This window comes from Arsukibacterium perlucidum DSM 18276 (genome assembly GCF_000382165.1).
GTDB classification, from domain to species: domain Bacteria; phylum Pseudomonadota; class Gammaproteobacteria; order Enterobacterales; family Alteromonadaceae; genus Alishewanella; species Alishewanella perlucidum.
Window position 1 is genome coordinate 139102 of record NZ_KB907702.1, and the last position, 23876, is coordinate 162977.

At 47.9% G+C, this 23876-nt stretch carries 19 protein-coding genes and 3 tRNA genes; 13 read left to right on the top strand and 9 right to left on the bottom strand.

The genetic code is table 11. From position 1 onward, the window contains the following. The first annotated feature begins 2 nt into the window (after positions 1 to 2). The 3 genes from H141_RS0102180 to H141_RS0102190 all read left to right on the top strand — a co-directional run bounded on the left by H141_RS0102180 (position 3) and on the right by H141_RS0102190 (position 2782). The gene (locus H141_RS0102180; protein WP_019674606.1) at positions 3 to 1379 is read left to right on the top strand and encodes an ATP-binding protein; all 1377 of its coding nucleotides are present in this window, start codon (positions 3 to 5) and stop codon (positions 1377 to 1379) included. Between the two features lie 91 nt (positions 1380 to 1470). Then, entirely contained in the window at positions 1471 to 1833 is a 363-nt protein-coding gene (gene folX, locus H141_RS0102185; RefSeq protein WP_019674607.1) for a dihydroneopterin triphosphate 2'-epimerase, read from the top strand. A gap of 58 nt (positions 1834 to 1891) precedes the next feature. Beyond that, entirely contained in the window at positions 1892 to 2782 is an 891-nt protein-coding gene (locus tag H141_RS0102190) for a TIGR01777 family oxidoreductase (RefSeq protein WP_019674608.1), read from the top strand. 10 nt (positions 2783 to 2792) lie between these two features. Here the strand turns inward: H141_RS0102190 and H141_RS0102195 are convergent, their stop codons facing one another. Then, positions 2793 to 5279, bottom strand: a complete 2487-nt coding sequence (locus tag H141_RS0102195; protein ID WP_019674609.1) for an ABC transporter permease — start codon at positions 5277 to 5279, stop codon at positions 2793 to 2795. Next, positions 5269 to 6000 (bottom strand): ABC transporter ATP-binding protein, encoded by a 732-nt coding sequence (locus H141_RS0102200; protein WP_019674610.1) that lies wholly within the window; start codon positions 5998 to 6000, stop codon positions 5269 to 5271. Before H141_RS0102200 ends, H141_RS0102195 begins: the two co-directional genes overlap by 11 nt. Here H141_RS0102200 and H141_RS0102205 point away from each other — a divergent pair. Next, positions 5999 to 6586: an arylesterase gene (locus tag H141_RS0102205; protein WP_019674611.1), complete on the top strand. Its 588-nt coding sequence runs from the start codon at positions 5999 to 6001 to the stop codon at positions 6584 to 6586. The two genes, H141_RS0102200 and H141_RS0102205, sit on opposite strands and share 2 nt — an antisense overlap. Positions 6587 to 6673: 87 nt before the next feature. Here H141_RS0102205 and H141_RS0102210 read toward each other — a convergent pair. The 3 genes from H141_RS0102210 to H141_RS0102220 form a co-directional block, all read right to left on the bottom strand. Further along, positions 6674 to 6749: transfer RNA gene (locus H141_RS0102210), tRNA-Glu, on the bottom strand. Between the two features lie 38 nt (positions 6750 to 6787). After that, positions 6788 to 6863: transfer RNA gene (locus tag H141_RS0102215), tRNA-Glu, on the bottom strand. A gap of 13 nt (positions 6864 to 6876) precedes the next feature. Further along, positions 6877 to 6952 (bottom strand) — tRNA-Ala (locus tag H141_RS0102220). Positions 6953 to 7329: 377 nt separating this feature from the next. Between H141_RS0102220 and H141_RS0102225 the strand changes: the two genes are divergently transcribed. Next, the gene (locus tag H141_RS0102225) at positions 7330 to 8325 is read left to right on the top strand and encodes an ExeA family protein (protein ID WP_019674612.1); all 996 of its coding nucleotides are present in this window, start codon (positions 7330 to 7332) and stop codon (positions 8323 to 8325) included. A 34-nt stretch (positions 8326 to 8359) separates the two neighbouring features. Here the strand turns inward: H141_RS0102225 and H141_RS0102230 are convergent, their stop codons facing one another. Genes H141_RS0102230 through H141_RS0102245 form a run of 4 tightly spaced genes read right to left on the bottom strand, consistent with a single transcriptional unit; the run spans position 8360 to position 13127 of the window. Continuing rightward, a complete protein-coding gene (locus H141_RS0102230; protein ID WP_026349175.1) occupies positions 8360 to 9979 on the bottom strand; it encodes a porin family protein in 1620 nt (539 codons plus the stop codon). After that, a complete protein-coding gene (locus tag H141_RS0102235) occupies positions 9954 to 10856 on the bottom strand; it encodes an XrtA-associated tyrosine autokinase (protein WP_019674614.1) in 903 nt (300 codons plus the stop codon). Before H141_RS0102235 ends, H141_RS0102230 begins: the two co-directional genes overlap by 26 nt. Beyond that, the gene (locus tag H141_RS0102240) at positions 10853 to 12445 is read right to left on the bottom strand and encodes an XrtA system polysaccharide chain length determinant (protein WP_019674615.1); all 1593 of its coding nucleotides are present in this window, start codon (positions 12443 to 12445) and stop codon (positions 10853 to 10855) included. The genes H141_RS0102235 and H141_RS0102240 overlap by 4 nt, the downstream gene beginning before the upstream one ends. 46 nt (positions 12446 to 12491) lie before the next feature. After that, positions 12492 to 13127 carry an XrtA/PEP-CTERM system exopolysaccharide export protein gene (locus tag H141_RS0102245; protein ID WP_019674616.1) on the bottom strand — a complete coding sequence of 212 codons (636 nt, stop codon included), beginning with the start codon at positions 13125 to 13127 and terminating at the stop codon, positions 12492 to 12494. A 193-nt stretch (positions 13128 to 13320) separates the two neighbouring features. On the opposite strand from H141_RS0102245, the gene H141_RS0102250 reads away from it, so the two are divergent. The 8 genes from H141_RS0102250 to H141_RS0102285 are packed head-to-tail and all read left to right on the top strand — an operon-like array spanning position 13321 to position 23784. Next, a complete protein-coding gene (locus H141_RS0102250) occupies positions 13321 to 14730 on the top strand; it encodes a TIGR03013 family XrtA/PEP-CTERM system glycosyltransferase (RefSeq protein WP_019674617.1) in 1410 nt (469 codons plus the stop codon). A 5-nt stretch (positions 14731 to 14735) separates the two neighbouring features. After that, the gene (locus H141_RS0102255) at positions 14736 to 15587 is read left to right on the top strand and encodes an XrtA system polysaccharide deacetylase (protein ID WP_019674618.1); all 852 of its coding nucleotides are present in this window, start codon (positions 14736 to 14738) and stop codon (positions 15585 to 15587) included. An 8-nt stretch (positions 15588 to 15595) separates the two neighbouring features. Next, positions 15596 to 16624, top strand: a complete 1029-nt coding sequence (locus H141_RS0102260) for a FemAB family XrtA/PEP-CTERM system-associated protein (RefSeq protein ID WP_019674619.1) — start codon at positions 15596 to 15598, stop codon at positions 16622 to 16624. Positions 16625 to 16629: 5 nt separating this feature from the next. Next, entirely contained in the window at positions 16630 to 18159 is a 1530-nt protein-coding gene (gene xrtA, locus H141_RS0102265) for an exosortase A (protein ID WP_019674620.1), read from the top strand. After that, positions 18156 to 19313 (top strand): TIGR03088 family PEP-CTERM/XrtA system glycosyltransferase, encoded by a 1158-nt coding sequence (locus tag H141_RS0102270; RefSeq protein WP_019674621.1) that lies wholly within the window; start codon positions 18156 to 18158, stop codon positions 19311 to 19313. Before xrtA ends, H141_RS0102270 begins: the two co-directional genes overlap by 4 nt. Positions 19314 to 19317: 4 nt before the next feature. Next, the gene (gene asnB / locus H141_RS0102275) at positions 19318 to 21279 is read left to right on the top strand and encodes an asparagine synthase (glutamine-hydrolyzing) (RefSeq protein ID WP_019674622.1); all 1962 of its coding nucleotides are present in this window, start codon (positions 19318 to 19320) and stop codon (positions 21277 to 21279) included. Beyond that, a complete protein-coding gene (locus tag H141_RS0102280; RefSeq protein WP_019674623.1) occupies positions 21276 to 22502 on the top strand; it encodes a TIGR03087 family PEP-CTERM/XrtA system glycosyltransferase in 1227 nt (408 codons plus the stop codon). Before asnB ends, H141_RS0102280 begins: the two co-directional genes overlap by 4 nt. Before the next feature lie 55 nt (positions 22503 to 22557). Then, the gene (locus H141_RS0102285) at positions 22558 to 23784 is read left to right on the top strand and encodes a TIGR03087 family PEP-CTERM/XrtA system glycosyltransferase (protein ID WP_019674624.1); all 1227 of its coding nucleotides are present in this window, start codon (positions 22558 to 22560) and stop codon (positions 23782 to 23784) included. The last annotated feature ends 92 nt before the right edge of the window (positions 23785 to 23876 follow it).

A 23876-nucleotide genomic window follows, 5' to 3' on the forward strand; every position in this document is an offset into this window, starting at 1 on the left:
TTATGACCTTGTCACTCAAGCTACGACAGGGCTTGGTTAGCATAGTGTTGCTTATTTTGTTGCTGCCAAGCTCATTTATTGCGATTGATCAGGCTTTTTTCACCCAGTTGCTGACCAATGCCGAGCAAAGACTTGAAGTGCACATGTACGCTATTTTATCTGATCTGAAAATTGACGACGGAAAAATAGAGCTGAGTAATAATACCTTGTCACCGGATTTTTTCCGGCCCGATTCAGGTTTAAGTGCCTATATTACCAGCGCTGCCAATACCAATACAGATGCCGACATACCCCTTGCAGGCAGCACGAGTGGATACAGCAGTTATGTTGATAGCATCGTCTGGCAGTCGGACTCCTCAATGAATCAGAACTTTAACCCGCCAGACACGACTCTTGTTCCGGGCGAGCATCTGTTTTATCCCTATGTCAGCGCATCCAGGGAATACTGGGTACTTAGTATCGCGCTGTTATTTGATTCCGGTGAACAAACCCAGCCATTAACTATTCATATCGTTCAGACTGATGCGATGTTAAAGGCACCTTATCTGAGCTTCCGCAATACTTTGCTTACCTGGTTTTTCTGGATTGGTGCTGCCCTGGTGCTGTTAAGTGTGCTGGCCTATTATTGGACCACCAAGCCGCTGAGTAAGCTTGATCAGGAAATCCGCAAGCTGGAGGGCGGCGAACAAGACCATCTTAATGGCCAATACCCGGCAGAACTCACCACCATTAAAGAAGATTTAAACTTATTGCTGGCGAATCAGAACCGGCAAAAACAACGATACAGAAACCACCTGAGCGATTTGGCACATGCATTAAAAACACCGGTAGCAGTGTTAAATACCTCAGCTCTTAGCCAGCAACCGGAACTAAAAGAGCAGCTCGACCGGATAAGTGGCATGATAGAGCATCAACTGAAACGGGCCAGCAGCTCCGGCCAGGATATCTGGAAAAAGCAATTTGAAATTCTGCCCCATATTGAAAAGCTCTGTAACGCGCTGCAAAAAATTTACCGGGATAAAGATCTGCATATTCAGACAGACTGTCCGGAAAATGCAACGTTTCGGGGCGATGAGACTGATTTGATGGAAATATTGGGTAACTTGCTCGATAACGCCTGCAAAGCATGTAAACACCAGGTAAAGCTTACCGTCAGCCTGAACCCGCTTAATTTAGTTATTGAAGATGACGGCCCCGGCATTGCCAAAGAAGCCAGAAAGAAACTGTTTACCCGCGGTACCAGGCTTGATACCTATAAAGATGGTCATGGTGTCGGTTTATCAATTGTGGCGGAACTGGTTGCATCCTATTCCGGAGGCATGCAAATTAGCGACAGCCCGCTGGGTGGTGCCAGATTCGAACTTATTTTTCCGGAATAAATAACCTTGCAACAAATAAGACCGCAACAAACACTGATCTCCCCCCCATCACCCACCGTATTGTTTCTGAATATTTTGAGGACAGAGCATCATGGAACTTAACCCGGCAACAATTAAAATTAAAAACCTGCGTTTACGAACCTTTATCTGTATTAAAGACGATGAAATCAATAACAAGCAAGATGTCATCATTAATGCAAAAATCCAGTACAGTGCTAATAATGCGGCCAATAGCGACGACATGAGTAATGCTCTTAATTATCGTACCATTACCAAGCAAATCATCGAACTTGTTGAAATGAATCGCTTTAGTTTACTGGAAAAATTAACTGCTGATGTACTGGCTCTGGCCAGCGCTCATCCTGCAGTGCACTTTGCTGAAGTGGAAATAGACAAGCCTCATGCCCTGCGATTTGCTGACTCAGTTTCACTTACCTTATCGGTAAACAAATAATAAATTGGCAACAACCCGCTATACTTAGCAGCAGTTTGCTAATCAACAGGAGTGGATCATGCGTATTTTAGTGACCGGTGGCACAGGTTTAATAGGTTCTGCCCTGCTTAAATACTGGCGTGATCAACATCAGATAACAGTATTAACCCGCAAGGCTGTTGCCAGCCAGCAGCATTCTGCTGCACTAAACTACGTTAATTCCCTGCAGCAAGTTGATTTTAATCAGCTTGATGCAGTAATTAATCTGGCTGGCGAACCCATTGCAAATAAAAGATGGACCGATAAACAGAAGCAGCGCATCTGCGATAGTCGCTGGCAATTGACTGAGCAACTGAGTGAATGCATCCAGGCGGCAACCACGCCTCCAGGCTGTCTGATCAATGGTTCTGCAGTTGGCTACTACGGCCGTCAGGGCACCGAGTATATCAGTGAGGAACACAACGCCTTTTACCCTGAATTCAGCCACGACATTTGTGCCCGTTGGGAAAACCTGGCGCAAAGAGCGAGCAGCGACAAAACCCGGGTATGCTTGCTGCGAACAGGCATAGTGCTATCAGATCAGGGCGGAGCGTTGGCCAAAATGCTGCCAGCTTTTCGCTTCGGTATGGGCGGACCGCTTGGCAATGGCCAGCAATATATGTCCTGGATCCACATCGATGACATTGTTAAGCTGATAGACTTCCTGTTGCAATCCCCTACTTTGCAAGGCCCTTTTAATGCTGTCGCTCCCAAACCTGTAACTAATAAGCAATTTAGTCAGGCGCTGGCACAACGGCTGAACCGGCCGGCCAAACTGACGATGCCGGCTTTTATGCTAAGGCTTCTGTTTGGTGAAATGGCAGATATCTTGCTGTACGGCCAACGGGTAGTGCCACAACAAGCGCTGGATGCAGGTTTTAAATTTCAGTATCCAACCCTGCCAGCTGCGCTGGCAGAATTAGATTTATAAACAACGCCAATTAACTTTGAATAACCCGCCTGATCAGGATTGCACCGGGTATCTGCAGTAAACGCCGCAACTGCCACCATCCCAATAAACTGACCGATACCACGCCAATAACCGGCCCCATCCACCACAGTGCGAAATGGAATTGAAACGGCATATCGAAAACCCGTTGTTGCAACACTATCAGTAACAGTTCAGCCAGCACGGTGGCAAACAAACCCGCCAGCGCGCCCAGAAATGCGAACTCAAGCAACAAGGCATTTCGCAAAAACACATACTTGGCACCAAGTGTACGTAAAATTGCTAACTCCTGCTCACGTTGTTCCAGTGTAGCCTGCACCTGCGCTACCAGTACCAGTGCTGCCGCAAGCGCAATGATTATCAGGATAAAACTGAGGGCAATAGTCACCTGAGCAATAATGTCATTTACCTGATTAATAATGGCATCGACACTTAGCACGGTTACCGTGGGCATCTGCCGGGCCAGCTGATTAATCAGATTGCCGCTGCCCTGCTCAAGATAAAAAGCAGTAATATATGTCGCAGGGAACGTTGCCAGCACATCGGGGCTCAGAATCATGTAAAAGTTAGGTTGCAGACTATTCCAGTCAACCTGCCGGATACTGGTTACTGTAGCCTTTACCTGCTGACCACCGATTGAAAAATCGAGCTTATCGCCGAGTGTTAACTGTAACCGTTCCGCTATTTCCTGCTCTACTGATACCTCAGCATTAGTAGCATCATTAAACCACTGCCCTTCAATAATCTTGTTATTGGCGGGTATTTGCGCCAGCCAGGTCAGGTTAAGCTCGCGCCCCACACCAACCCGTTGCTCGCTGCGATCCTCTTTGGTCGCCTCTTGCTGCAGCTGCTCGCTGTTAATACTGAGCAAACGGCCTCGAACCACCGGATAAAAAGGCTCAGGCTGTAAATTGTTTGCTTCGGTAAATGCCGTTACCTTAGCGCGCTGCTCGGCGCTGACATTCACCAGGAAATGATTCGGTGCTCCCTCTGGTATTTGTTGCTGCCACTGACCAATCAATTCTGCCCGTAAAAAATACAGCAGTAAGGTCAGAAAAATAGCCAGACTAAAAGTGATTAACTGAAAGCTATTTGGCCATAATCTGCGGCGCAGGTTTGCTAACGCCAGCCGACCAGCACTGCTTTGCCCCGCCGCTACAGGCCGGGCAAGCTTAACCATAACCGCAGCGAAGCCAAGCAAAATCGCAGCAAACAACGCGCAAAGTAAAAACAAGCCGACACTAATCAGCAACTCGCCACTGAATAGCCACATTAAGCCCCAGATAGCCGCGGCACCAAATAGCATCTGCCATTTGTCCAGATTCATTACAGCCGCAGGTTGCTTTAATACTTCAATGGCCGGGGTTTTTGCCAGTTGCCACAAGGGCCTGGCCGCAAACAGCAAGGCGCAGATAATGCACGTCAGGGTGCCTAGCAATAGTGGTCTGAAACTGAATTCTGGCCGGTAATCACTGATATAGTTGCCAATACCCAGCTCAGCAGCAAAAATTGCCAGCTGGCCGCCCATCAACCCTAACACTAAACTAAATAACACCACCAGTAACAAGTGGCTGCTGTACAGTAACCTGGCTTTGGCTGTGGTTGCGCCAAGGGCTTTAATAATCGCTACCGCCTGGGTGTGGCGCTGACTGTAGCGGCTGGCCGCTACAGCAGCCGCACAAGCCGCCAACACTATGCCTAATAAGCCTGCCAGTAGCAGAAAACGCTCTGCCCGCTCCAACGCGCTGCCAATGGCAGATTCGCGGTCAAGATTACGCCAGCGCTGATGAACTGTCAGCCTGGGCTTAAGCGCATCAGTAAGCGCATCCAGCGCACTGGCAGTGCCTGCGAATAAATAACGATAACTAATCCGGCTACCGGGCTGCACAATACTGGTTGCGGCTACATCGGCCAGATGCATTATCACTCTGGGCGAGCCACCGAACACACTCAGCGGTGCATCGGGTTCATTAACAATAACACCCGCAACAACCAGCCTGGCCTCTCCCAGCTCAACGGTATCGCCGGGTTTAACTTGCAGTAAGTCCAGTAACCTGGCTTCAAACCAGACTTCACCCGGGGCTAACTGCCCGGGCGAACCGGAGGTGATACTCGCCGAGCGATGTAATACTAATTCGCCGCGCAGCGGATAACTATCGTTGACTGCCTTAATCGTCGCCAGCTGCATTTGCTCACCGGCAAACAACATCGAATCAAATTGCATTTGGCGGGCTGTTGCGACACCCAACTCGCTTGCCACGCTAAAATAAGCATCGTCGAACGGCTGACTTGATCCCAACACCCTGTCAGCAGCAGTAAACTGGGCACTGCGTTGTTGCAAAGCACTTTTAACACTTTGAGTAATACCGCTTAAACTAACAACAGACCCTACCGCCAGAAACAAGGCGAAGGCGATAACCCATAATTCACCCCGTTTTAATTCCCGCCAAAACAAGCGACCTGCAATACTAGCCCACATTGGCTGCCACCTCTGTTGCTGCTACCGCTGTTGCAGTATCTGCTGGCACAAAGCTACCTGACCGCATCTGGTACTGCCGCTGACAACGCTTTGCCAGCTCAGCATTATGCGTTACCAGCACCAGCGTTGTGCCCTGACTATCGTTCAGCTCAAATAATAAGTCTTCAATCATTTGGCCGGTCACGGCATCCAGATTAGCAGAAGGCTCATCAGCAAATAAAATTGCTGGTTTAGTAATAAATGCCCTGGCAATCGCAACCCGCTGCTGTTCACCACCGGATAGCTGCGAAGGATAGAAATCGGCCCGGGCAGTCAACCCTACCTGTTCCAGCAAGGCCAGGCCCCGCTCCCGCGCCTTTCTGTCACCCGACAGCTCGGCAGGTAACGTAACGTTCTCCAGCGCTGTTAAACTGGGTAGCAGCAAAAATGACTGAAACACGAAACCCACGTCCCGTGCTCTTACTCCTGCCCGCTCGTCTTCTGACATCTGATGCAAAGGTTTGCCTGCCATATGTATTTCACCGTCGCTCGGTGTATCAAGCCCCGCCAGCAAACTGAGCAGCGTCGACTTGCCTGAGCCGGAGGCGCCCACTATCGCAACCGTTTCCCCACGATTGATTGTCAGGCTGATATCATGCAGGATAGTCAGTGATCCCTCCGGGACCTTGACACGTTTAGCAAGGTTTATAGCTTTAATATGTAATTCAGGTGTTTTATTCATGCGCATCATCTTTTTGTTGTTTATCTGTTTAACCAGTCACATAACTTATGCTGACAAATTACTAATCTTAGGTGACAGCCTGAGTGCCGCCTACGGTATGCAACAACACCAGGGCTGGCCAGCGCTGCTGCAGAAAAACACTGAATGGCAGCTTATTAATGCCAGTATCAGTGGTGAAACCACCGCCGGTGGTCTGGCCCGCCTGCCGGCGCTGCTGACAGAGCATCAGCCAGCTGCTGTGATGATTGAACTGGGTGGCAATGACGGTTTGCGGGGCTTCTCGGTAGAGCTCATTCAGGCAAACCTCAGTAAAATCATTACGCTGGTAAAGCAGCATAATGCCCAGCCGTTGCTAATGCAAATACGGATCCCACCCAACTATGGACCACGCTATGTCAGACAATTTACAGCACTATATCCACAACTTGCCGAACAGCATCAGATTACACTATGGCCGTTTTTTATGGATAGTATTGCGATTAATAGCGATTTAATGATGGCAGATGGTATTCATCCAAACATCGCAGCCCAACCGATGATTAGTGACTTTATGGCGGATTTACTGACAGAATTAGAGAAGAAATAAATTTGGGGAAAATGGGCTTTGCGCGGTGTTCTGACACCGCCTTCACGGCGATAGAATGGGCAATAAGGAATAGATATAAAATTCAGATGGCGTCCCCTAGGGGATTCGAACCCCTGTTACCGCCGTGAAAGGGCGGTGTCCTAGGCCTCTAGACGAAGGGGACATAACAGTACACATCAGAACATGGTGCTTTAGCTAAAGTGGCGTCCCCTAGGGGATTCGAACCCCTGTTACCGCCGTGAAAGGGCGGTGTCCTAGGCCTCTAGACGAAGGGGACGCACTGGAAATCTTGGTGGAGCTAAGCGGGATCGAACCGCTGACCTCTTGCATGCCATGCAAGCGCTCTCCCAGCTGAGCTATAGCCCCACACTTTTGCACCCAGCCATTTCGCCGAAACGTTATCGCTGAACACGGGGCGCATTCTAGGGTGACACCGTAAATGTGTCAACAGTTTTTTCTAGCCAAAATTTTGTTCGGCCATTTTTTAAACTCTCCGCTTAAAATTCCAGCTAATAAGCGGCCAGCCCCCTGATTTTTCGATAACTTTCTTTGTCCTGATTCATTAAGTTACCAGGGTTAAGCTTAGCGCACTGTCTAGAGGCAAATCACACAAAACCAGCTGCAGTTATCGTCTTTAGCAGAGAATTTGTATACACTGCAAGCATAGTGCATTTGCAGAGCTGTATTCAAAGATCAAGGATAATCATTTGAATACCTGCTCACTTATTAATAAGGACATTACTATGTACGAATCCTACTATGGTTTAAATCAGCGCCCTTTTCAGCTTACACCGAATCCCAACTGGTTTTTTGCCAGTAAATTACACAAGCGCGCCCTTGCTTATCTGCAATATGGTTTAACCCAGGGTGAAGGTTTTATCGTTATTACCGGTGATGTTGGTACCGGCAAAACGACCATTGCTAATCAGCTCCTTAATCAGCTTAATCAAGACGAAATTATCGCCAAGCAAATTGTCACATCAAAGTTGTCGCCTGATAATCTGATCAGAATGATTGCATCAAGCTTTAACCTGGTGGTAACCGAGCAAAATAAAGCCAGCTATCTGGATGCAATTTACAGCTACTTAAAGCGTCTGCACGCCCAGCACCGTCGTGCCCTGTTGATCGTGGATGAGGCTCAGAATCTGCCACTCGAATCGATTGAAGAGTTAAGAATGTTGTCTAATTTTCAGGTCAATGGCAAACCGCTGCTGCAAAGCTTTTTACTGGGCCAGAATGAACTTAACCCTATTATTCAGGCACCCAATATGGAGCAATTCCGGCAGCGCATTATAGCGTCATCTAATCTGACAGCTTTACAAACCGACGAAACACGCGCTTATATTGAATTCAGGTTGAATCAGGCAGGGGCAAAAGCAGGTTTAATCGAAGACGACTGCTACCTACATATTCAGCAGTTTAGTCGTGGTATCCCCAGAAAAATAAACCTGTTGATGGACAGGGTTATGCTATATGGCTATCTGGAAGAGCTAACAACTATCGGGGAGAAAGATTTGCTGGCTGTCGTCAGCGAACTATCACAGGAAGTAGCTAATCAGGTGCCACCGCAGCAGATAACAGAAACTAAGCCAGCTGACACTAAACCGGCAATGCTGTCAGATATTAACGCAATGTTAGACAGCTCATTAGAACAGAAAGTTAAGCTGGCAAAAGAACTCGACCAGCTACTGAAAAAACAAAAGCAATTGCTGGTAGACGGCCAGCATAAAGAAAACTAAGTTCAGCAATTAACAAAACTGCCGTGGCTAACTGTTAAAAATTATAAATATAGGTTAGCCACAGCCGGTTTTCACTGCCATTAAAGCGGTCTATATTAGAATTCCGCTCTATCCTGCGCAGCGACAATGACATTTCTGAATGCTCTGTAAGCGTCATGTCATATCCTACTGACATCAGAATATTGTCGTCTTCGCGATTAGCAAACTCGTAATCAATCTGATACACCCGTAGCGCCGCATTAATACTGCTTCGTTCAGACAACCGCCAGCCCGTGTTTAAGTTTATACTGCGACCTTCTTGCTCTTCGTTACGCTCAACATATTCAGTATCACTGACATTCATCACTAAATTTACGCTGAGTCGCCGCTTACTGTAACCCAGTGCAAAAGTAGCTGAGCGGCGCAATACCAACTCCTGATCAAGTTCAAGCCCGACATCAAACGCCTGCTGGTATGACTCACCGGGTAACGGTATGTAGTTGGCATTTGGCGGACGGAAACAGTCGGTAAACTCAATTGCCGTTTGAGGACAGACAAAAATACCCAAATCTATCAACTCACGGTCTAAAAAGGTCTGCGTTTGCACCGTGTCGGTTACGCTTAAACGCATTGTTAAGGCGCGAACATTGTACTGGCCGGCAAGATTGGCGGTCCGGCCAAAATAGCGGCGATCAAACGAGCCTTCCAGCGACGTCCGTCGGCTTGGTGCCAGATAAAACTCCGTGGCCCAGTACGTATTATCTTCATCTTCTTCATCAAAGCGCTTGGTTGTCGAACTGTTAAAGGAAACGTTTACCCAGGATACCCGGCCTAACTTAAGTTCAATACCTGCGCCATATGAAGCAAACTCATTCTGGTAAAAGTTATTGTTATCGGTGTACTCGTAACTACCCCGACCAATTAATGATAAACGCGAGAACAGTGGTAAGCCAATCAACGCTTGCGCTAGCCGGTTGTCGTAAGGACGAATGTCCCGGCGCTCAGTTTTACCAAGGGCGCCTTCAAGCCGCCAGAAAGCTGTTTTGGAACGATCACGGCTGGCAAGAAGTAATCCGGCACGATAGTTGTCACTGTCAAATGCCGGCAAGCCGTCATCAACATCGGGCCTGTCACTTTCGCTGTGGTTATATTCCAGCCTCAAAACAGCGTTCAGATCACTGTATGATGCGGTGGCAAGGTTAAGGAAACTGCCATAAGAAGTGGCTTCACTAAGCTCGCCACCGGCAGTAATTTTATCGCTAAAAACACCATTTTGGGTGTTACGAACCTGATAACTATTGCGGGCGTTAATCCCCCACGTTAACCGGTCCTGGTATAACGACAAGACATTACTAAAGCTGAACTCATCGTAGCTGCGGTTACTGCGCTGGCTGTCTTCATAAAACAACGACTCATGTTGCCAGCTAAAACGGGTTTGCAGTACTTTAGAGCTTAATGAAAAATCTATTGACGGCGACAAAGCCAGCGCCAGACCGTCATCAGTACCGTCTGTATCAAACTGGTCAATCTGGTATGCATAACTGCTGGCCCGGATCTGCGGCGTTATTGTAGTTTCCACCGCCATCGCCGGCCACGTTGCAACCATCGAGGTTATTAACAAGCCACAGCACGTTACAAATTGTCGCGGCTTAACTTGCGCCATAGTAATAGCCATAACCATAACCTTTTCCCTGGTTCCGGTGTGCTTTATTAATCAGGAAGCCCACTGCCATTTCTTTTGGCAATAATGATACCGACTGCTCAATCTCTGCCAGACGGGTACGGTTCTCTTCCACCACTACCACCGCCTGACCGCACATTGCCGCCATTACCGCCGTTTCGTTAACGCCAAGCAACGGCGGGGCATCAAAAATAACGATACGATCAGAGTAGCGGGTAGCAAACTCATTTACCAGTTGCGTCATTCGCTCACTGGCAAGCAACTCAGTCGATAAATGATGCGGCGAGCCGGCAGTAATAATTTTCAGTCGTTCCACATTAGTGCTCAGCAGAATGTCAGGTACCGTCACATCGGCTGACTGCAAATAATCTGTCAGCCCTAAGCTATGACTGATATTAAGCGTTTTACTGATATTAGGCCGCAACACATCAGCATCAACCAGCAACACTGTTTTGTCCTGTTCCAACGCAATACTAAGCGCCAGATTAATTGACGAGAACGTTTTACCCTCACCTGGTCTGGAACTACTAACCAGGATCAAATTAGGATGGTGCAGTGTTTTACTTAAAACACCAAACGCATTGTTAATAAGTTTACGCTTAATCACCCGGTATTCTTCGTTGATCAGCCGGCGCTCTTTAGACAGCGAAACAAAGTTTCTTTTCTCAAGTGACGCCAAATCTAACTGCACAGTATGTATTGAAGCATCCCTGGCAACGGTAGCTTCAGGAACACTTGTATGTTGCGCTGTTTGTTCATCAATATTTTCAGCAACACCCTGCACTTGCTGGGTATTCTGCTGCCCGTTATTGTCAGTCTGGCCAGTGCTATCTCGATTTAACTTAGTTACCGCTTTTTCAATAGTACTCATCGGATCACCCTTAACAACATCTCGGCTGAGCGGCCAAACAACATCTCATTACTCAACAACGCCAGGTAACATAATACCAGTGCCCCGCTTAGCGCGGTAAAGTAGACAAAGTGCAGCCTTACCTGCTTTAAAATAGCGCCTTTTTCGGTATGAGATACCACACCAAATACCGGTATATCCGTAATACTCTGCAGCTGAGAAGCCCGGGATAAAACAGGTGAAATTAGACTGCGTAAGAATGCCATCGCGATGCCGGCAGCGACCCCTAACAACAACACCAGGGTATACAGCATTCCTCGTGGCGGACCAGAAGGAGTTAAGGGCACTCGTGGTGGCTCAATAATATTAAATTGCACGTCTTGTTCAGTCGCTTCTGCCCGACGAGATAATTCAGCTTGCTCGCGCTTGCCTAATAAAGCTTCATATTTAGATTTTGTAATCTGATAATCACGATTAAGGCCGGTAAATTCAGCCTCAATTTCCGGAATAAGGTTAAGTTTACTTTCCAAATCTTCTACCTGATCCGCATAAGCCTGAACCCGCACCCGGCTTGACGCTACTTCAGTTTCCAGCCGGGCTACATTTATCCGTAGCTCCTGATAAACCGGGTTCTGGTTAAAACTGTTGCCAGTTCTTCCTTCCGGCATACTGCTGGCAACAAGTTGTAACTCTTCTTCACGCTGACTCTTCAACCGTTCCAGCAACCGCTTGGTTTCCAGTACATCCGGATGATTTTCAGTGTAACGAATAAGTAAGCCATCTAACTGAGCAGACAAGCTACGGATCCGTTCATCAAACTGGGTTGCGACACCGCCATTACCACCAGCAAAAGGCATCACGCCAAATACCGGCTCTTCGCCGGTTAACTGACTTCTGGCCGATGCCAAACGTGTTTCCTGCTCTTTAAGTTCCAGCCTTGCCGCTTCAAGCCGGCGCTTTTCCTGAGTCAACTGGCTGTAATAATCGGTTTCATTGCCTTGCAGCATGGCCATCCGGTTCTTTTTAAAGTCAGATAAGCGCAATTCCGCTTCAACCAGCCGGTTTTCATATTCAGCAATTTCGCTATTTAAAAAGCTTTCAGCCGCCTGAGAGTCTGCCCTGCTCGACCCTAAACGGTTCTCAACAAATGTATTCAGGGTTTCCTGCACCACACTTAACGCCCGCTGGGGTACCGGATTGCTGTAAGAAATGACGTAAATATTTTCTCTGCCAGAACCAGAAATTTTAATATTCTTCTGCAGAGAATCAATTAAAGACTCAAATTGCTTCTCATTTTTCGCCTGAATATCAAGATCTGTTGCTCTGGCAATTTTTTCCAGATTGGGCCGGCTTAACAGTGTTCTGGCCATTAACTGTATTTCCTGATCGGTATTGCTTCTAAGGGCAAGACCGCGCAGCAATGGCTCGAGAAAAGTGCGGGTTTCAACAAAAAGTTTGGCATTCGCCTCATAGGTCGGTGGCAGGCTGTAGACATAAAACCATCCCACCGGACACACCAGCCAGGCTGTAATTACGATATAACGCCGGCGCAGCCAAATACCCTGCATATAGGTATGAAGCAGCTCTATCGCCTGTTGCAACTCTCTCATCTATCCTCCGTGAACAACATATCCATTATTGCCAGTCGATCAAATACTAAAACCATGCTTCAGGGATAATCACAATGTCACCTGGCAGAATATCCACATTGGCACTAATGTTGCCATCGCGGATTAAATCGTCCAGTCGCAGGCTATAGGTCACCTGGCCACCACTGCTGGTTCGCACCAATTTAGCGCCGTTACCATCAGCGAAGTCTGTCAAACCACCAACAGCTATCATCAGGTCAAGTACCGTCATATATTCCCGGTAACTAATGGCCTGCGGATTCGTGGCTTCGCCAATAACCCTTACCTGCTCACTGTAGGGGCCGACGAAATTAGTAACAGAAACCGTAACTACCGGGTCACGTATATATTTACCCAGTATTTGCTCCATATCACGGGCAATCTGAGTCGGCGTTTTACCGCTCACCGGAACATCTTCAACCAATGAGGTAGAAATTTTACCATCAGGCCTGACAATAAAGCTGCCGGACAATTCAGGATTGCGCCAGACAAAGATAGTCAAGCTGTCGTTAGGGCCAACCAGATACTGATAGTTTGATACCGAAGTGGTCAGAGATTTCTGCACTGTGGCACGGGGCAATTGCCTGTTGCTGGAACAAGCAGTGATAGAACTTAGTATAACCAGCACCAATACCAGTGCCGCTAAGAGTCGGTTTGCAATCATAAAACGCGTCCTTTTGTTTGCTGCGAGCATAATATAACGCAAAACTTTACTCTTGTGCTGTATTTTTGAAAATTAAATTTTTACATAGTTCTAGATATAGCACGATTTTTAGGCTAAATTAGACAGCACTGTGTAGTAGTCGGAAGCTCTGCACAAAGCTCTGCATAAGCAACAAACGCACAAGGAAGTCGTTATGGGCACGTATCGCCGCCACGGAAAAAGTACCATCGCTGACAAACTGTTCCTGTTAAGCGAAGTGTCTCTGCTATGTTTATCAAGTTTACTGGCCAGTTATTTATACAATAACCTTAACCCACATATTCCACTCGATTATCGATTGATTAATGCATCCCTGTTCGCAGCAACAGTAATGTTGTGTGCGTTGTCTGTGGGTTTGTATGATCAAAAGCTAAGAGAAAGCCACGGCGGTATCATTAAGCGTGTTTTGATAACACTGCTATTTAGTGCGCTGTTGCTGGAAGGCATTGTATTTAACCTGTTTCCTTTTTTGCATATCAGCGCGTTATATCTGGCTGTTGCATCAATCTTCGCCTTATTCAGCCTGACCGCGTTCAGAGCGTTGTTTCACTATAACGACATTACCCGGATCAGTCGCCGCCGTATTCTGGTATTAGGCGCCGGTGAACGCGCTTCTATCATCGAACGCAGAATGCGACGCAACGTCGACAAGCGCTTTTTTGAAATAGTCGGCTTTGCCCATATTGATGGTGACAAATCAGCCTGTATCCCGGCCGAAAAACTGATCACCTTCGACTACAAAGATAACTTGTTTCAGTATGTGATTGACAACGGTATTGACCAGTTAGTTATTGCCTGTGACGAGCGACGCAACATGTTGCCGGTTGAAGATTTATTTAAATGTAAAAGCCGCGGCATTGAAGTAATTGAAATCCTCGACTTTATTGAACGTGAAACCGGCCAGATTGCGGTCAATCTTATTTATCCGAGCTGGATAATTTATGGTAATGGTCTGGATTTAAACCAGCGCTTTAAAACCAACCTTGATTACAAACTCAATCTGGTGCTGGCGGTACTGATGCTGGCTGTAACCTGGCCGATCATGCTGCTGACTGCCCTGCTTATTTATCTTGAAGATGGCCGTAAAACCGGAGCCTCCGTGTTTTATCGCCAGGTAAGAGTAGGATTTGACGGCAAGCCCTTTTACATTCTTAAGTTTCGCAGCATGAAACCTGACGCTGAGAAAAACGGTGCCCGTTGGGCCAGTGCAGATGATGACCGGGTAACCCGGGTTGGTAAGTATATTCGTAAATACCGGATTGACGAATTACCCCAGCTGATGAATGTGTTAAAAGGCGAAATGGGGTTCGTTGGCCCAAGACCCGAGCGGCCAGAGTTTGTTAACGAACTGGTGAAAGATATCCCTTATTACAGTCAGCGTCACAACGTTAAACCGGGCCTGACCGGCTGGGCCCAGCTCAAATATCCGTACGGCGCCACCGCTGAAGATGCCCAGGAAAAGCTGAAGTTTGACCTGTACTACATCAAACACCGCAGTTTATTGCTTGATCTGATGATTTTAATTCGCACAGTTGAAATTGTCTTATTTGGGAAGGGGCGTTAGTAATAATGGATAAACGTAGTACCGTGTTCAGTGCTCTGACCGTGGATGTTGAAGATTATTTTCATGTTGCTGCCTTTGAGCGCAACATTGCCCCGGCCGACTGGGATAGTATGCCAGCCAGGGTAGAAACTAATACTAATCAGCTACTGGATCTGTTTGATACCCATCAGGCAAAAGCCACTTTTTTTATGTTGGGTTGGGTGGCAGAACGCTTTCCACAGCTGGTCCGGGACATCCATCAGCGCGGCCATGAGATAGCCAGCCATGGTTATAACCATAGCAAGGCGACCAGCCAGAGCCCGCAAGAGTTTCTGCAAGATGTCAGTCGCGCCAAAAACCTGCTTGAAGAGTTAACAGGTAATGCGGTAACAGGATATCGTGCGCCAAGTTTCTCTATTGGTAAACAAAATGAATGGGCTTTCGCTGCCCTGCAACAAGCCGGCTATCAATACAGTTCCAGCACTTACCCGGTTATTCATGATTTATATGGAACCCCAGACTGGCCCCAGCAACCTTATATGCGGCAAGAAGGGATTTGGGAATGCCCAATGCCTGTACTTTCTATGTTGGGCAGACAACTGCCTATTGCTGGTGGCGGTTATTTTCGGTTACTTCCCTATTGGTTAACCCGTCGGCTTATTTCCCGTTACGTAAAACAAAAGGATATTCCTTATATGTTTTACTGCCATCCGTGGGAAATTGACCCGGATCAGCCGCGGGTACCCGGCGCACCACTGAAGTCTCGGTTTCGCCATTATGTTAATTTAAGCAAAATGGAAGCAAAAATAGGTTGTCTGCTGCAGGATTTTAATTGGCGCTCAGTAAACGAAGTGTACCAACCTTATTTTAAAAGCTAAGGATTAGCATGTATCAGGTATCAGGCTTAGCGCTGAATGACAAGCGCAGTGCGGATTGGGATAATTTTGTAAAAAGCAGCGTTGACGGTAGCTTTTTTCATCTGGCGGGCTGGCAGCAGGTGCTGGCAGATCTGGGGCATCAGGGCTTTTACCTGTATGCCACCCTGGAACAGCAGATTGTTGGTGTATTGCCACTTGCCCGGGTTAAAAGCCGCTTATTTGGCGATGCGTTAATATCAACACCATTTTGTGTTTATGGTGGGGCAATAGGTCCGGATGAGGTTAAACGCCATCTTGAGCAGAGTGCTATTTCACTGGCAAATGAGCTCGGGGTTGACCACCTGGAACTCCGTTACCGCCAGCCACAAAATAATCAGTTAACAACCCGAATTCAGCATGCCACCTTCCAGTGCCCGTTAGCAGAAAATGACGCTGAAATCCTCGCCGGCATTAAGAAGAAACAACGGGCAGTGATCCGTCAATCACTTAATCAGCAGCTGAGTTTCAATCTTGAGCAGAATTTAGATTACTTTTACCGAACGTATGCTGAAAGTGTCCGCAACCTTGGCACTCCGGTGTTCAGTAAAGCTTATTTTCAATCTCTGCTAAATGTATTTGGTGATGATGCCGAGATCCTGACCGTTCGTAAAGATGGCAAAGCAGTATCCAGCGTCCTCAGTTTTTATTATAAAGATCAGGTTCTGCCCTACTATGGCGGTGGTATCAGCGCCGCACGGGAGCTGAAAAGTAACGACTTTATGTATTATCAGTTGATGTGTCATGCCCGGGCAGACCGCAGCTGCAACAGCTATGACTTTGGCAGAAGTAAACTCGATTCAGGTGCTTACAGCTATAAAAAACACTGGGGCATGCAGCCGGAAGAACTGCATTACCAATACCAGCTAATTAACGCCAGTGACCTGCCAAACCTAAGCCCGAACAACCCTAAATATCAGCTATTTATTAAGCTATGGCAAAAGCTGCCGCTGGCGGTTAGTCAGTGGCTAGGGCCCAAAATTTCACGTTATCTGGGGTAGTAGTAATGCTTAACTTTAACCTGCCTCATTTAACTAAACCGGCACGCTCCTACGCTATTACCTTAACTGCGTTTTTGCTGGCCTGGTTGCTTTGCTTCGCTGAAACCTTGTGGTCAATGGCCGCTATCTGGTTGCGTTCTGACACTTATGCCCATGGCATTCTTATTTTGCCAATCAGTATCTTTTTAATATGGCGGAAACGTCAGCATATCGCCGCCACAGTGCTTCAACCGTCTTACCTGGCATTGCCACTATTATTTGCTCTGGTAATCGTCTGGTACTTTGCTGACGCTGTGGCAGTTAACGTGGTTAGTCAGCTTGCCGTGGTGCTTATGCTGCCGGTGCTGGTTTGGCTTTGTTGCGGCTGGCAACTGCTGAAGTTATTGCGGTTTCCGCTGTTATACCTGCTTTTTGCGGTGCCAATGGGCGATAATCTGGTGCCCTGGCTACAGGATATTACCGCCGATATTACTGTTGCTGTGTTGCAATTGAGCCAGATCCCGGTTTACCGGGATGGCCTGTACTTAGCCACGCCAACAGGTTTATTTCTGGTGGCGGAGGCCTGTTCCGGCATTCGCTACTTAATTGCCTCAGTTGCCCTGGGCACACTTTACGCCTACCTGACCTACACCAGCAGAGCTAAACAGTTACTATTTTGTCTGGCCGCCGTTATCGTCCCTATCCTGGCAAATGGTTTGCGGGCCTATGGCATTGTGCTAATTGCATCACTGACAGAGATGAAATATGCAGTAGGCGTTGACCATTTAATTTATGGCTGGCTGTTCTTCGGTTTTATCATTTTTATCATGTTTTTTATCGGCGGCTTTTTTGCTGACAAACAGGCGCCATTAATTGTGGACAATGCCCCGCAAATTAAACCTGCTCCTGTAGCAGTATTAATCAGTGGCCTCAGCATAATGCTAATGCCACTGCTGGTTAATCTGTTACTGCCGCCATTGTCGCCACAGCCCTTTTATAATGTCAAAAAGCTGGAACAAAGTCTGACACCAGTCGCCGAATCAGTCGCGCTGCCGAAGTTTGTTGACAGTTCGGCGCAACTGACCGGCAACTGGCAGCATGACGACCATGACATATTGTTCTACAGCGCTTTCTATTTACATACTGACGATAAAAAATTAATCAGCTGGCATAATCAGCCTTATCAGTCAGCAAGCTGGACCCCTGCCAGTAGCCAGCGCCGTCAATTACAATTCAGTGATCAACAATTATCGTTGCAGGAAATTGACTTACGAGCGTTAAATGGCCAGAAAAGATTACTCTGGTACTGGTATGGCAGCGGTGAATACTTCTCTGCCGATCCCTATTTCATTACAGCGATGCAGGCACTGGGCAAAGTACTGCACATTAGCCAGCATGGCAGCTTTTATGCAATAAGCGTCTATTATGACGACGACACCGAACATGCCCGCAGCATTCTGAACAAGGTGCTAGCGCAACGGTTTGAGCTGATTAGCGCGGCAAATTCAGCCGCTCTGCAACCAATCAACCTGGCTCAGCAAGGGCAGCAGCCATGACTGTCCATATTTGTCACGTGCTGTGGAGTTTCAGAACCGGTGGTCTGGAAAATGGCGTGGTGAATTTAATTAATCAGCTCGATCCTGCAGAGTTCCGGCACAGCATCATCTGCTTAGCCGACTATGACCAGGCGTTTTTTTCCCGGATCCAGCGCGATAACGTGCAAATATTTTGTCTGAATAAAAGCCCTGGCCACGATGTAGGGTCTTTTTGGCGTTGTTTCAGATTATTACGTCAACTTAAACCGGATATTTGCCATAGCCGTAATTTAGCGGCAATGGAGTACCAGTTAGCCGCACTGCTGGCCCGGGTGCCACTGCGGGTGCATGGCGAACATGGCTGGGATTTAACTGATCTTGCGGGTCAGAACAAAAAATATGTGTTTTTAAAACAGCTATTTAAAAGCATAATTCACCGCTATATCTGTTTGTCTCAGGAAGGCCGGAACTATCTGCAAAACGTGGTCGGTGTGCCAGCTGACCGGCTTAGCCAAATTTGTAATGGGGTTGATACCCGGCGTTTCACTCCCACTAAACAGCCACAAAGTGTTTTGCCCGGGCAGCTGGTTTTAGCCAACAAAATCATTTTCGGCAGCGTTGGCCGGATTGCAGATGTAAAAAATCAACAGTTGCTGGTGGCTGCTTATATTGAGCTGTGCCAACAGGATACTGCATTTAAAAATGCAACAGCACTGGTCATTATTGGTGATGGCCCGGCCAGGTCGCAACTACAACAACAGTTGGCAACGGCGGGTCTGAATGAGCAGTGCTGGTTACCTGGCGATCGCAGCGATATCGCCAGTATCTTGCCGGAGTTATCGGTATTTGTCCTGCCGTCTTTGGCTGAAGGTATTTCCAATACTATTCTGGAAGCAATGGCCTGTGGCTTGCCTGTTATTGCCAGTAACGTTGGTGGTAACGCCGAACTGGTCAATGCCGGACCGCTGGCGGCTGCACAAACCGGTTGGTTGTTCGCCAGCAACAACAAGTTACAGTTGCAGCAACTGATGCTGCAATGTCAGCAAGCTCCTGCTGCCTGGTCAAAACTGGCTGAAAATGCCAGAGCCGCAGCAGAGCAGAAATTTAGTCTGGATACCATGGTCGGAGGTTACCGACAGTTGTATCTTGGCGGCCATTTACCACAGGATAGTTAAAAATGTGGCATCAAATATTTCAGCGCCGGCAGTTGAGACAATCCTGATGAGTGGTATTTATGGAGTTGTTGCATTAAAGCGGCCACAGCAGTTTGCAGCCGGCTGGCTTGAATTAATGGCCGATATCACCCGCCACCGCGGCCCCGATGACAGCGGAACTTACCTTACCACTAACGTGGCGCTGGGTATGCGCAGGCTGGCTGTTATTGATGTAGCCGGCGGCAAGCAACCTGTCAGTAATAGTGATGGTAGTCTGGTACTGGTATGCAATGGTGAAATCTATAACTATCGCCAGTTGAAAGCTACGCTTTCAGACAGTTACAGTTTTAAAACTGAATCAGATGTTGAAGTTATTCTGGCGCTCTATCAGCAGTATGGTGTTGATTGCCTGCAGCATTTAAACGGTATGTTTGCCTTTGCCCTGTGGGATAACAATCGGCAGCAACTATTGCTGGCCCGGGATCGGCTTGGTATCAAGCCGTTATACCTGTGTCAGCACGATGGCTATCTGGCATTTGCCAGCGAAAGCAAAGCCATTCTGACCCTGCCGGGTATCGAAGCAGCAATCTGCCCGCAAGCGCTCGAACAATATTTACAGCTTGGTTATGTGCCGGCGCCCTACTCGATGTTTAAAGGTATTACCAAACTCGAGGTTGCCAGCTATTTATTAGTTAGTAGTAAAGGTATCCGCCAGCAACAGTATTGGCAGCCTGATTTTGCCCAGACAGATAAAATCAGTGAACAGAGCTGGGCCCGACGTATTCGCACCCAACTGGAAACCACAGTATCGTTGCAAATGGTCAGTGATGTGCCGACAGGCGCTTTTTTATCCGGCGGCGTCGACTCCAGCGCAATGGTGGCGCTGATGTCAAAACACAGTCAACGCCCGGTACAAACCTACGCCATAGGTTTTGATACCGGCGATGCCGCTAACTTTTATAACGAACTGCCCTACGCCCGGGCGGTAGCCGAGCAATTTGGTACCGACCACCGGGAAATACTGGTAAAGCCCGATGTCGTCAGCCTGTTGCCAAAATTACTATGGCATATGGACGAACCGGTTGCCGACAGTGCCTTTATCACCACCTATCTGGTATCAGAATTCGCCCGCAAAGAAGTAAAAGTCATTTTATCCGGGGTCGGTAGCGACGAGCTGTTCGGCGGCTATCGTCGCTACCTTGGTGAGCATTATTTACAAAAATACCGCCGGCTGCCGGTGTGGTTACGCCAAAAACTGCTGGTGCCGCTGGCAGGCAAACTGCCCAGTGATCGCCACTCCAGGCTGCTTGACACTCTGCGGCTAACCAAAACCTTTATTCAGTCGGCAGAACTGGACGATGCAACCCGCTATCAGCGCTACATGCAGGTATTCAGTCAGCAACAAACTGAGCAACTGTTAAGCGGCGACAAACCGGTTAGTATGATTAAACAACACTATCAGTTCAGTCATGCCAGCGAGCAACTGTGGCGAATGTTTGACACTGACCGGCAAAGCCAGCTGCCTGACGATTTGCTGTTATTAACAGACAAAATGACCATGGCAAACTCACTGGAGTGCCGGGTGCCCTTCCTGGATCACAATATGGTCGAGCTGGCTGTCCAAATACCACAAAGCCTTGCCATCAAAAACGGCCGCTTAAAACATTTACTGAAAGAATCGCTGAGCGATGTATTACCAGCCAGCATGCTTAATCGGCCGAAACGTGGCTTTGGTGCACCTCTTGGCGCCTGGTTAAAACAAGAATTGGCCGCGATGCTGCGGTTATTTGTCAATCGCGAAACCATTGAAAGCCGGGGCTTATTAAACTGGTCTGTGATTGAACAAACCCTCAACCAGCATTTCAGCCAGCAGGAAGACCACACCGATCACTTGCTTGCGCTGATGAACCTGGAAATCTGGTGCCGGCTGTATTTAGACCGGCAAAGCGCCGGTCAGATATCAGAAACTATCAGGGCATCTTTATGAAAATATTGTATGTCTGTCATCGCTTCCCCTACCCGCCGGAGCACCGTGGCAAAATCCGGCCCTTTAATATGATCCGCCACCTGAGCGAACAGGGTCATCAGCTTTATGTTGCGTCACTAGCCCGCAATCAGGCAGAGGCCAATGCCGGTGAGGGTATTAACGCCTTTTGTCAGCATTATTACGCAGCTGTTGTCAAAGAACCGGTGCAAATCGCCAGAATGCTGCTGCGCCTGCCGCTGCTAACGCCATCATCAATGGGCTACTTTTACAGCCACAAGCTGCACTGGCATATTCAGGGCTTACTCAAAGCACACAAATTTGACCTGATAATCGTCCACGGTGCTTTTATGGCGCAATATGTCAGCAGGGTAACCGATATTCCTAAGTTGCTGGATTTCGGTGACATGGACTCGCATAAATGGCTGGCTTACCGTGCCTTTAAATCATTGCCATTAAATCTGGGATACTGGCTGGAAGGCCGCAAAATGCTGCGGGCAGAAAAACGCCTGGCGCAGCGGTTTGATATATGCAGTTGCACCACTAAAGCTGAACTGGCTACCTTACAAAGCTATGACACCTCAGTGCCAACCGCCTGGTTTCCGAATGGGGTCGATACGAACTATTTCAGCCCCGGTACTGCGTCGTATCAGCCGCATAGTATTTCCTTTCTTGGCAGAATGAATTACCCCCCTAACCAGGAAGCCATACTGCAGTTCTGCCGGCGGGTTCTGCCGCTTATCCGTGAGCAGATCCCCGACCTTACCTTTTATATCGTCGGTGCTGAACCAAGCGCGGCTATTCGTGCGTTAGCAAATTTACCCGGCATTATAGTTACCGGTGCAGTGGCTGATGTCAGGCCCTATATTATTAATACCGCGGCAATGGTAGCACCCCTTAATATTGCCAGAGGCACCCAGAATAAAATTCTGGAAGCCATGGCCATGGGGGTGCCGGTTGTGTGCAGTAACCAGGCAGCAGGTGGTATTGACGCCATTGCCAACCAGCATTTTTTAATCGCTAACTCGCCGGCAGAATACGTTACCGCCCTGGTAAAACTGATGCGTAACCCGGGCTATCGCCAGCAACTGGCTGAAGCAGGCCGGCAGCGAATGCTGACGCATCATCAATGGCATTTATCAATGCAACAGTTAGACAGCATAATGCAACAATGTATAAACTTACATCAGGAAAAACAGCTGACCCAAAGGGAAATACAAATATGAAGATCAAAATTTCTGCAGCCGGCTTTTGTAAAGCGTTATCACAGAAGTGTGCCGGATGAGTCAGCGCAAGCCTGCACTGTTATTGCTGGTGCACCGGATCCCTTACCCACCGAACAAAGGTGATAAAATCCGTTCATTCAACCTGATGAAATCGCTTAGCAAGCAATATGATATTCATCTGGGCTGCTTTTATGATGATCCCTTTGACCAGCAGTACATCCCTGAGCTTAAGCAATGGTGTAAAAGCGTTTGTTGTCTCAAGCTGGGTAAATGGCAAGCTATGCTGCGGGGTTTAACCGGGTTTTTAACGAATAAAGCCATTACCATGCCTTACTACTTCAGGCCGGCAATGCGCTCCTGGGTTAAAAAAACAGTCAACGACCAGCAGATCACTAAGGTTCTGGTGTATTCATCGTCGATGGCTCAGTACGTAGATGCCGCTAAATACCAGGATTTGGCCAGGGTTATCGACTTTGTTGATATCGATTCAGATAAGTGGCGCCAGTATGCAGAAAAATCCAGCGGGCTTAAACGCTGGTTCTACCATCGCGAAGCCAGGCTGTTACAACAATACGAAACAACAATTTGTCAGCGTTTTAACGCCAGTCTTTTTGTCTCCGATGACGAAGCAAAAGCCTTTCGCCAGCTACTGCCGTTAGAATTGCAGCATCGGGTGCACAGCATCCTGAATGGGGTCGATACCGACTTTTTTAATCCAGAGCAACCAATTGAAGCCAGCGCATTACCTGAGCACTTTATCGTGTTTACCGGGGCAATGGATTACTGGGCAAATGTTGATGCTGTCTGCTGGTTCTGCCAGAATATCTGGCCACAAATTAAGCAACAACATCCACAGCTGCATTTTCTGATTGTTGGTGGCAAGCCGGATAGCAAAGTCAATGCGCTGACCCGGCATGCTGGTGTTGTGGTATCCGGCCGGGTTAAAGATATCAGGCCTTACATTGTCAATGCCCGGTTTGTAGTTGCCCCGATGCTGATAGCACGGGGTATTCAGAATAAAGTGCTGGAAGCGATGGCCATGAATAAAGTTGTGGTTTGCACCTCTATGGCAATGGAGGGCATTAATGCCCCGGCCGGGCCAGGCGCCATAATTGCAGACGACGCCGAAAGCTTTGGCCAGGCCTGTCTGAGCTTGTTGCAACAGCCGCCGGCACCCTGCGCTAACCGCCAGTGGATCCTGGAAAACTTTACCTGGCAACAAACCCTGGCCACGCTGCCGCAATTTATTGCCGAAGAAGCAGCAACGGACAGTCAGCCCTGAGCCCCGAGCTGCCGGGCAGCAGTGCATTAGAAAATTGTTAAATGGCTAAATAGTTAAAACGATTGGCCAGATTAAGTTAGAACAGATACGAT

Bases quoted from the DNA above. Each gene is read 5' to 3' on its own strand.
- H141_RS0102180 (WP_019674606.1), top strand. From the start codon at position 3: ATGACCTTGTCACTCAAGCTACGACAGGGCTTGGTTAGCATAGTGTTG.
- folX (WP_019674607.1), top strand. From the start codon at position 1,471: ATGGAACTTAACCCGGCAACAATTAAAATTAAAAACCTGCGTTTACGA.
- H141_RS0102190 (WP_019674608.1), top strand. From the start codon at position 1,892: ATGCGTATTTTAGTGACCGGTGGCACAGGTTTAATAGGTTCTGCCCTG.
- H141_RS0102195 (WP_019674609.1), bottom strand. From the start codon at position 5,279: ATGTGGGCTAGTATTGCAGGTCGCTTGTTTTGGCGGGAATTAAAACGG.
- H141_RS0102205 (WP_019674611.1), top strand. From the start codon at position 5,999: ATGCGCATCATCTTTTTGTTGTTTATCTGTTTAACCAGTCACATAACT.
- H141_RS0102200 (WP_019674610.1), bottom strand. From the start codon at position 6,000: ATGAATAAAACACCTGAATTACATATTAAAGCTATAAACCTTGCTAAA.
- H141_RS0102225 (WP_019674612.1), top strand. From the start codon at position 7,330: ATGTACGAATCCTACTATGGTTTAAATCAGCGCCCTTTTCAGCTTACA.
- H141_RS0102230 (WP_026349175.1), bottom strand. From the start codon at position 9,979: ATGGCTATTACTATGGCGCAAGTTAAGCCGCGACAATTTGTAACGTGC.
- H141_RS0102235 (WP_019674614.1), bottom strand. From the start codon at position 10,856: ATGAGTACTATTGAAAAAGCGGTAACTAAGTTAAATCGAGATAGCACT.
- H141_RS0102240 (WP_019674615.1), bottom strand. From the start codon at position 12,445: ATGAGAGAGTTGCAACAGGCGATAGAGCTGCTTCATACCTATATGCAG.
- H141_RS0102245 (WP_019674616.1), bottom strand. From the start codon at position 13,127: ATGATTGCAAACCGACTCTTAGCGGCACTGGTATTGGTGCTGGTTATA.
- H141_RS0102250 (WP_019674617.1), top strand. From the start codon at position 13,321: ATGGGCACGTATCGCCGCCACGGAAAAAGTACCATCGCTGACAAACTG.
- H141_RS0102255 (WP_019674618.1), top strand. From the start codon at position 14,736: ATGGATAAACGTAGTACCGTGTTCAGTGCTCTGACCGTGGATGTTGAA.
- H141_RS0102260 (WP_019674619.1), top strand. From the start codon at position 15,596: ATGTATCAGGTATCAGGCTTAGCGCTGAATGACAAGCGCAGTGCGGAT.
- xrtA (WP_019674620.1), top strand. From the start codon at position 16,630: ATGCTTAACTTTAACCTGCCTCATTTAACTAAACCGGCACGCTCCTAC.
- H141_RS0102270 (WP_019674621.1), top strand. From the start codon at position 18,156: ATGACTGTCCATATTTGTCACGTGCTGTGGAGTTTCAGAACCGGTGGT.
- H141_RS0102280 (WP_019674623.1), top strand. From the start codon at position 21,276: ATGAAAATATTGTATGTCTGTCATCGCTTCCCCTACCCGCCGGAGCAC.
- H141_RS0102285 (WP_019674624.1), top strand. From the start codon at position 22,558: ATGAGTCAGCGCAAGCCTGCACTGTTATTGCTGGTGCACCGGATCCCT.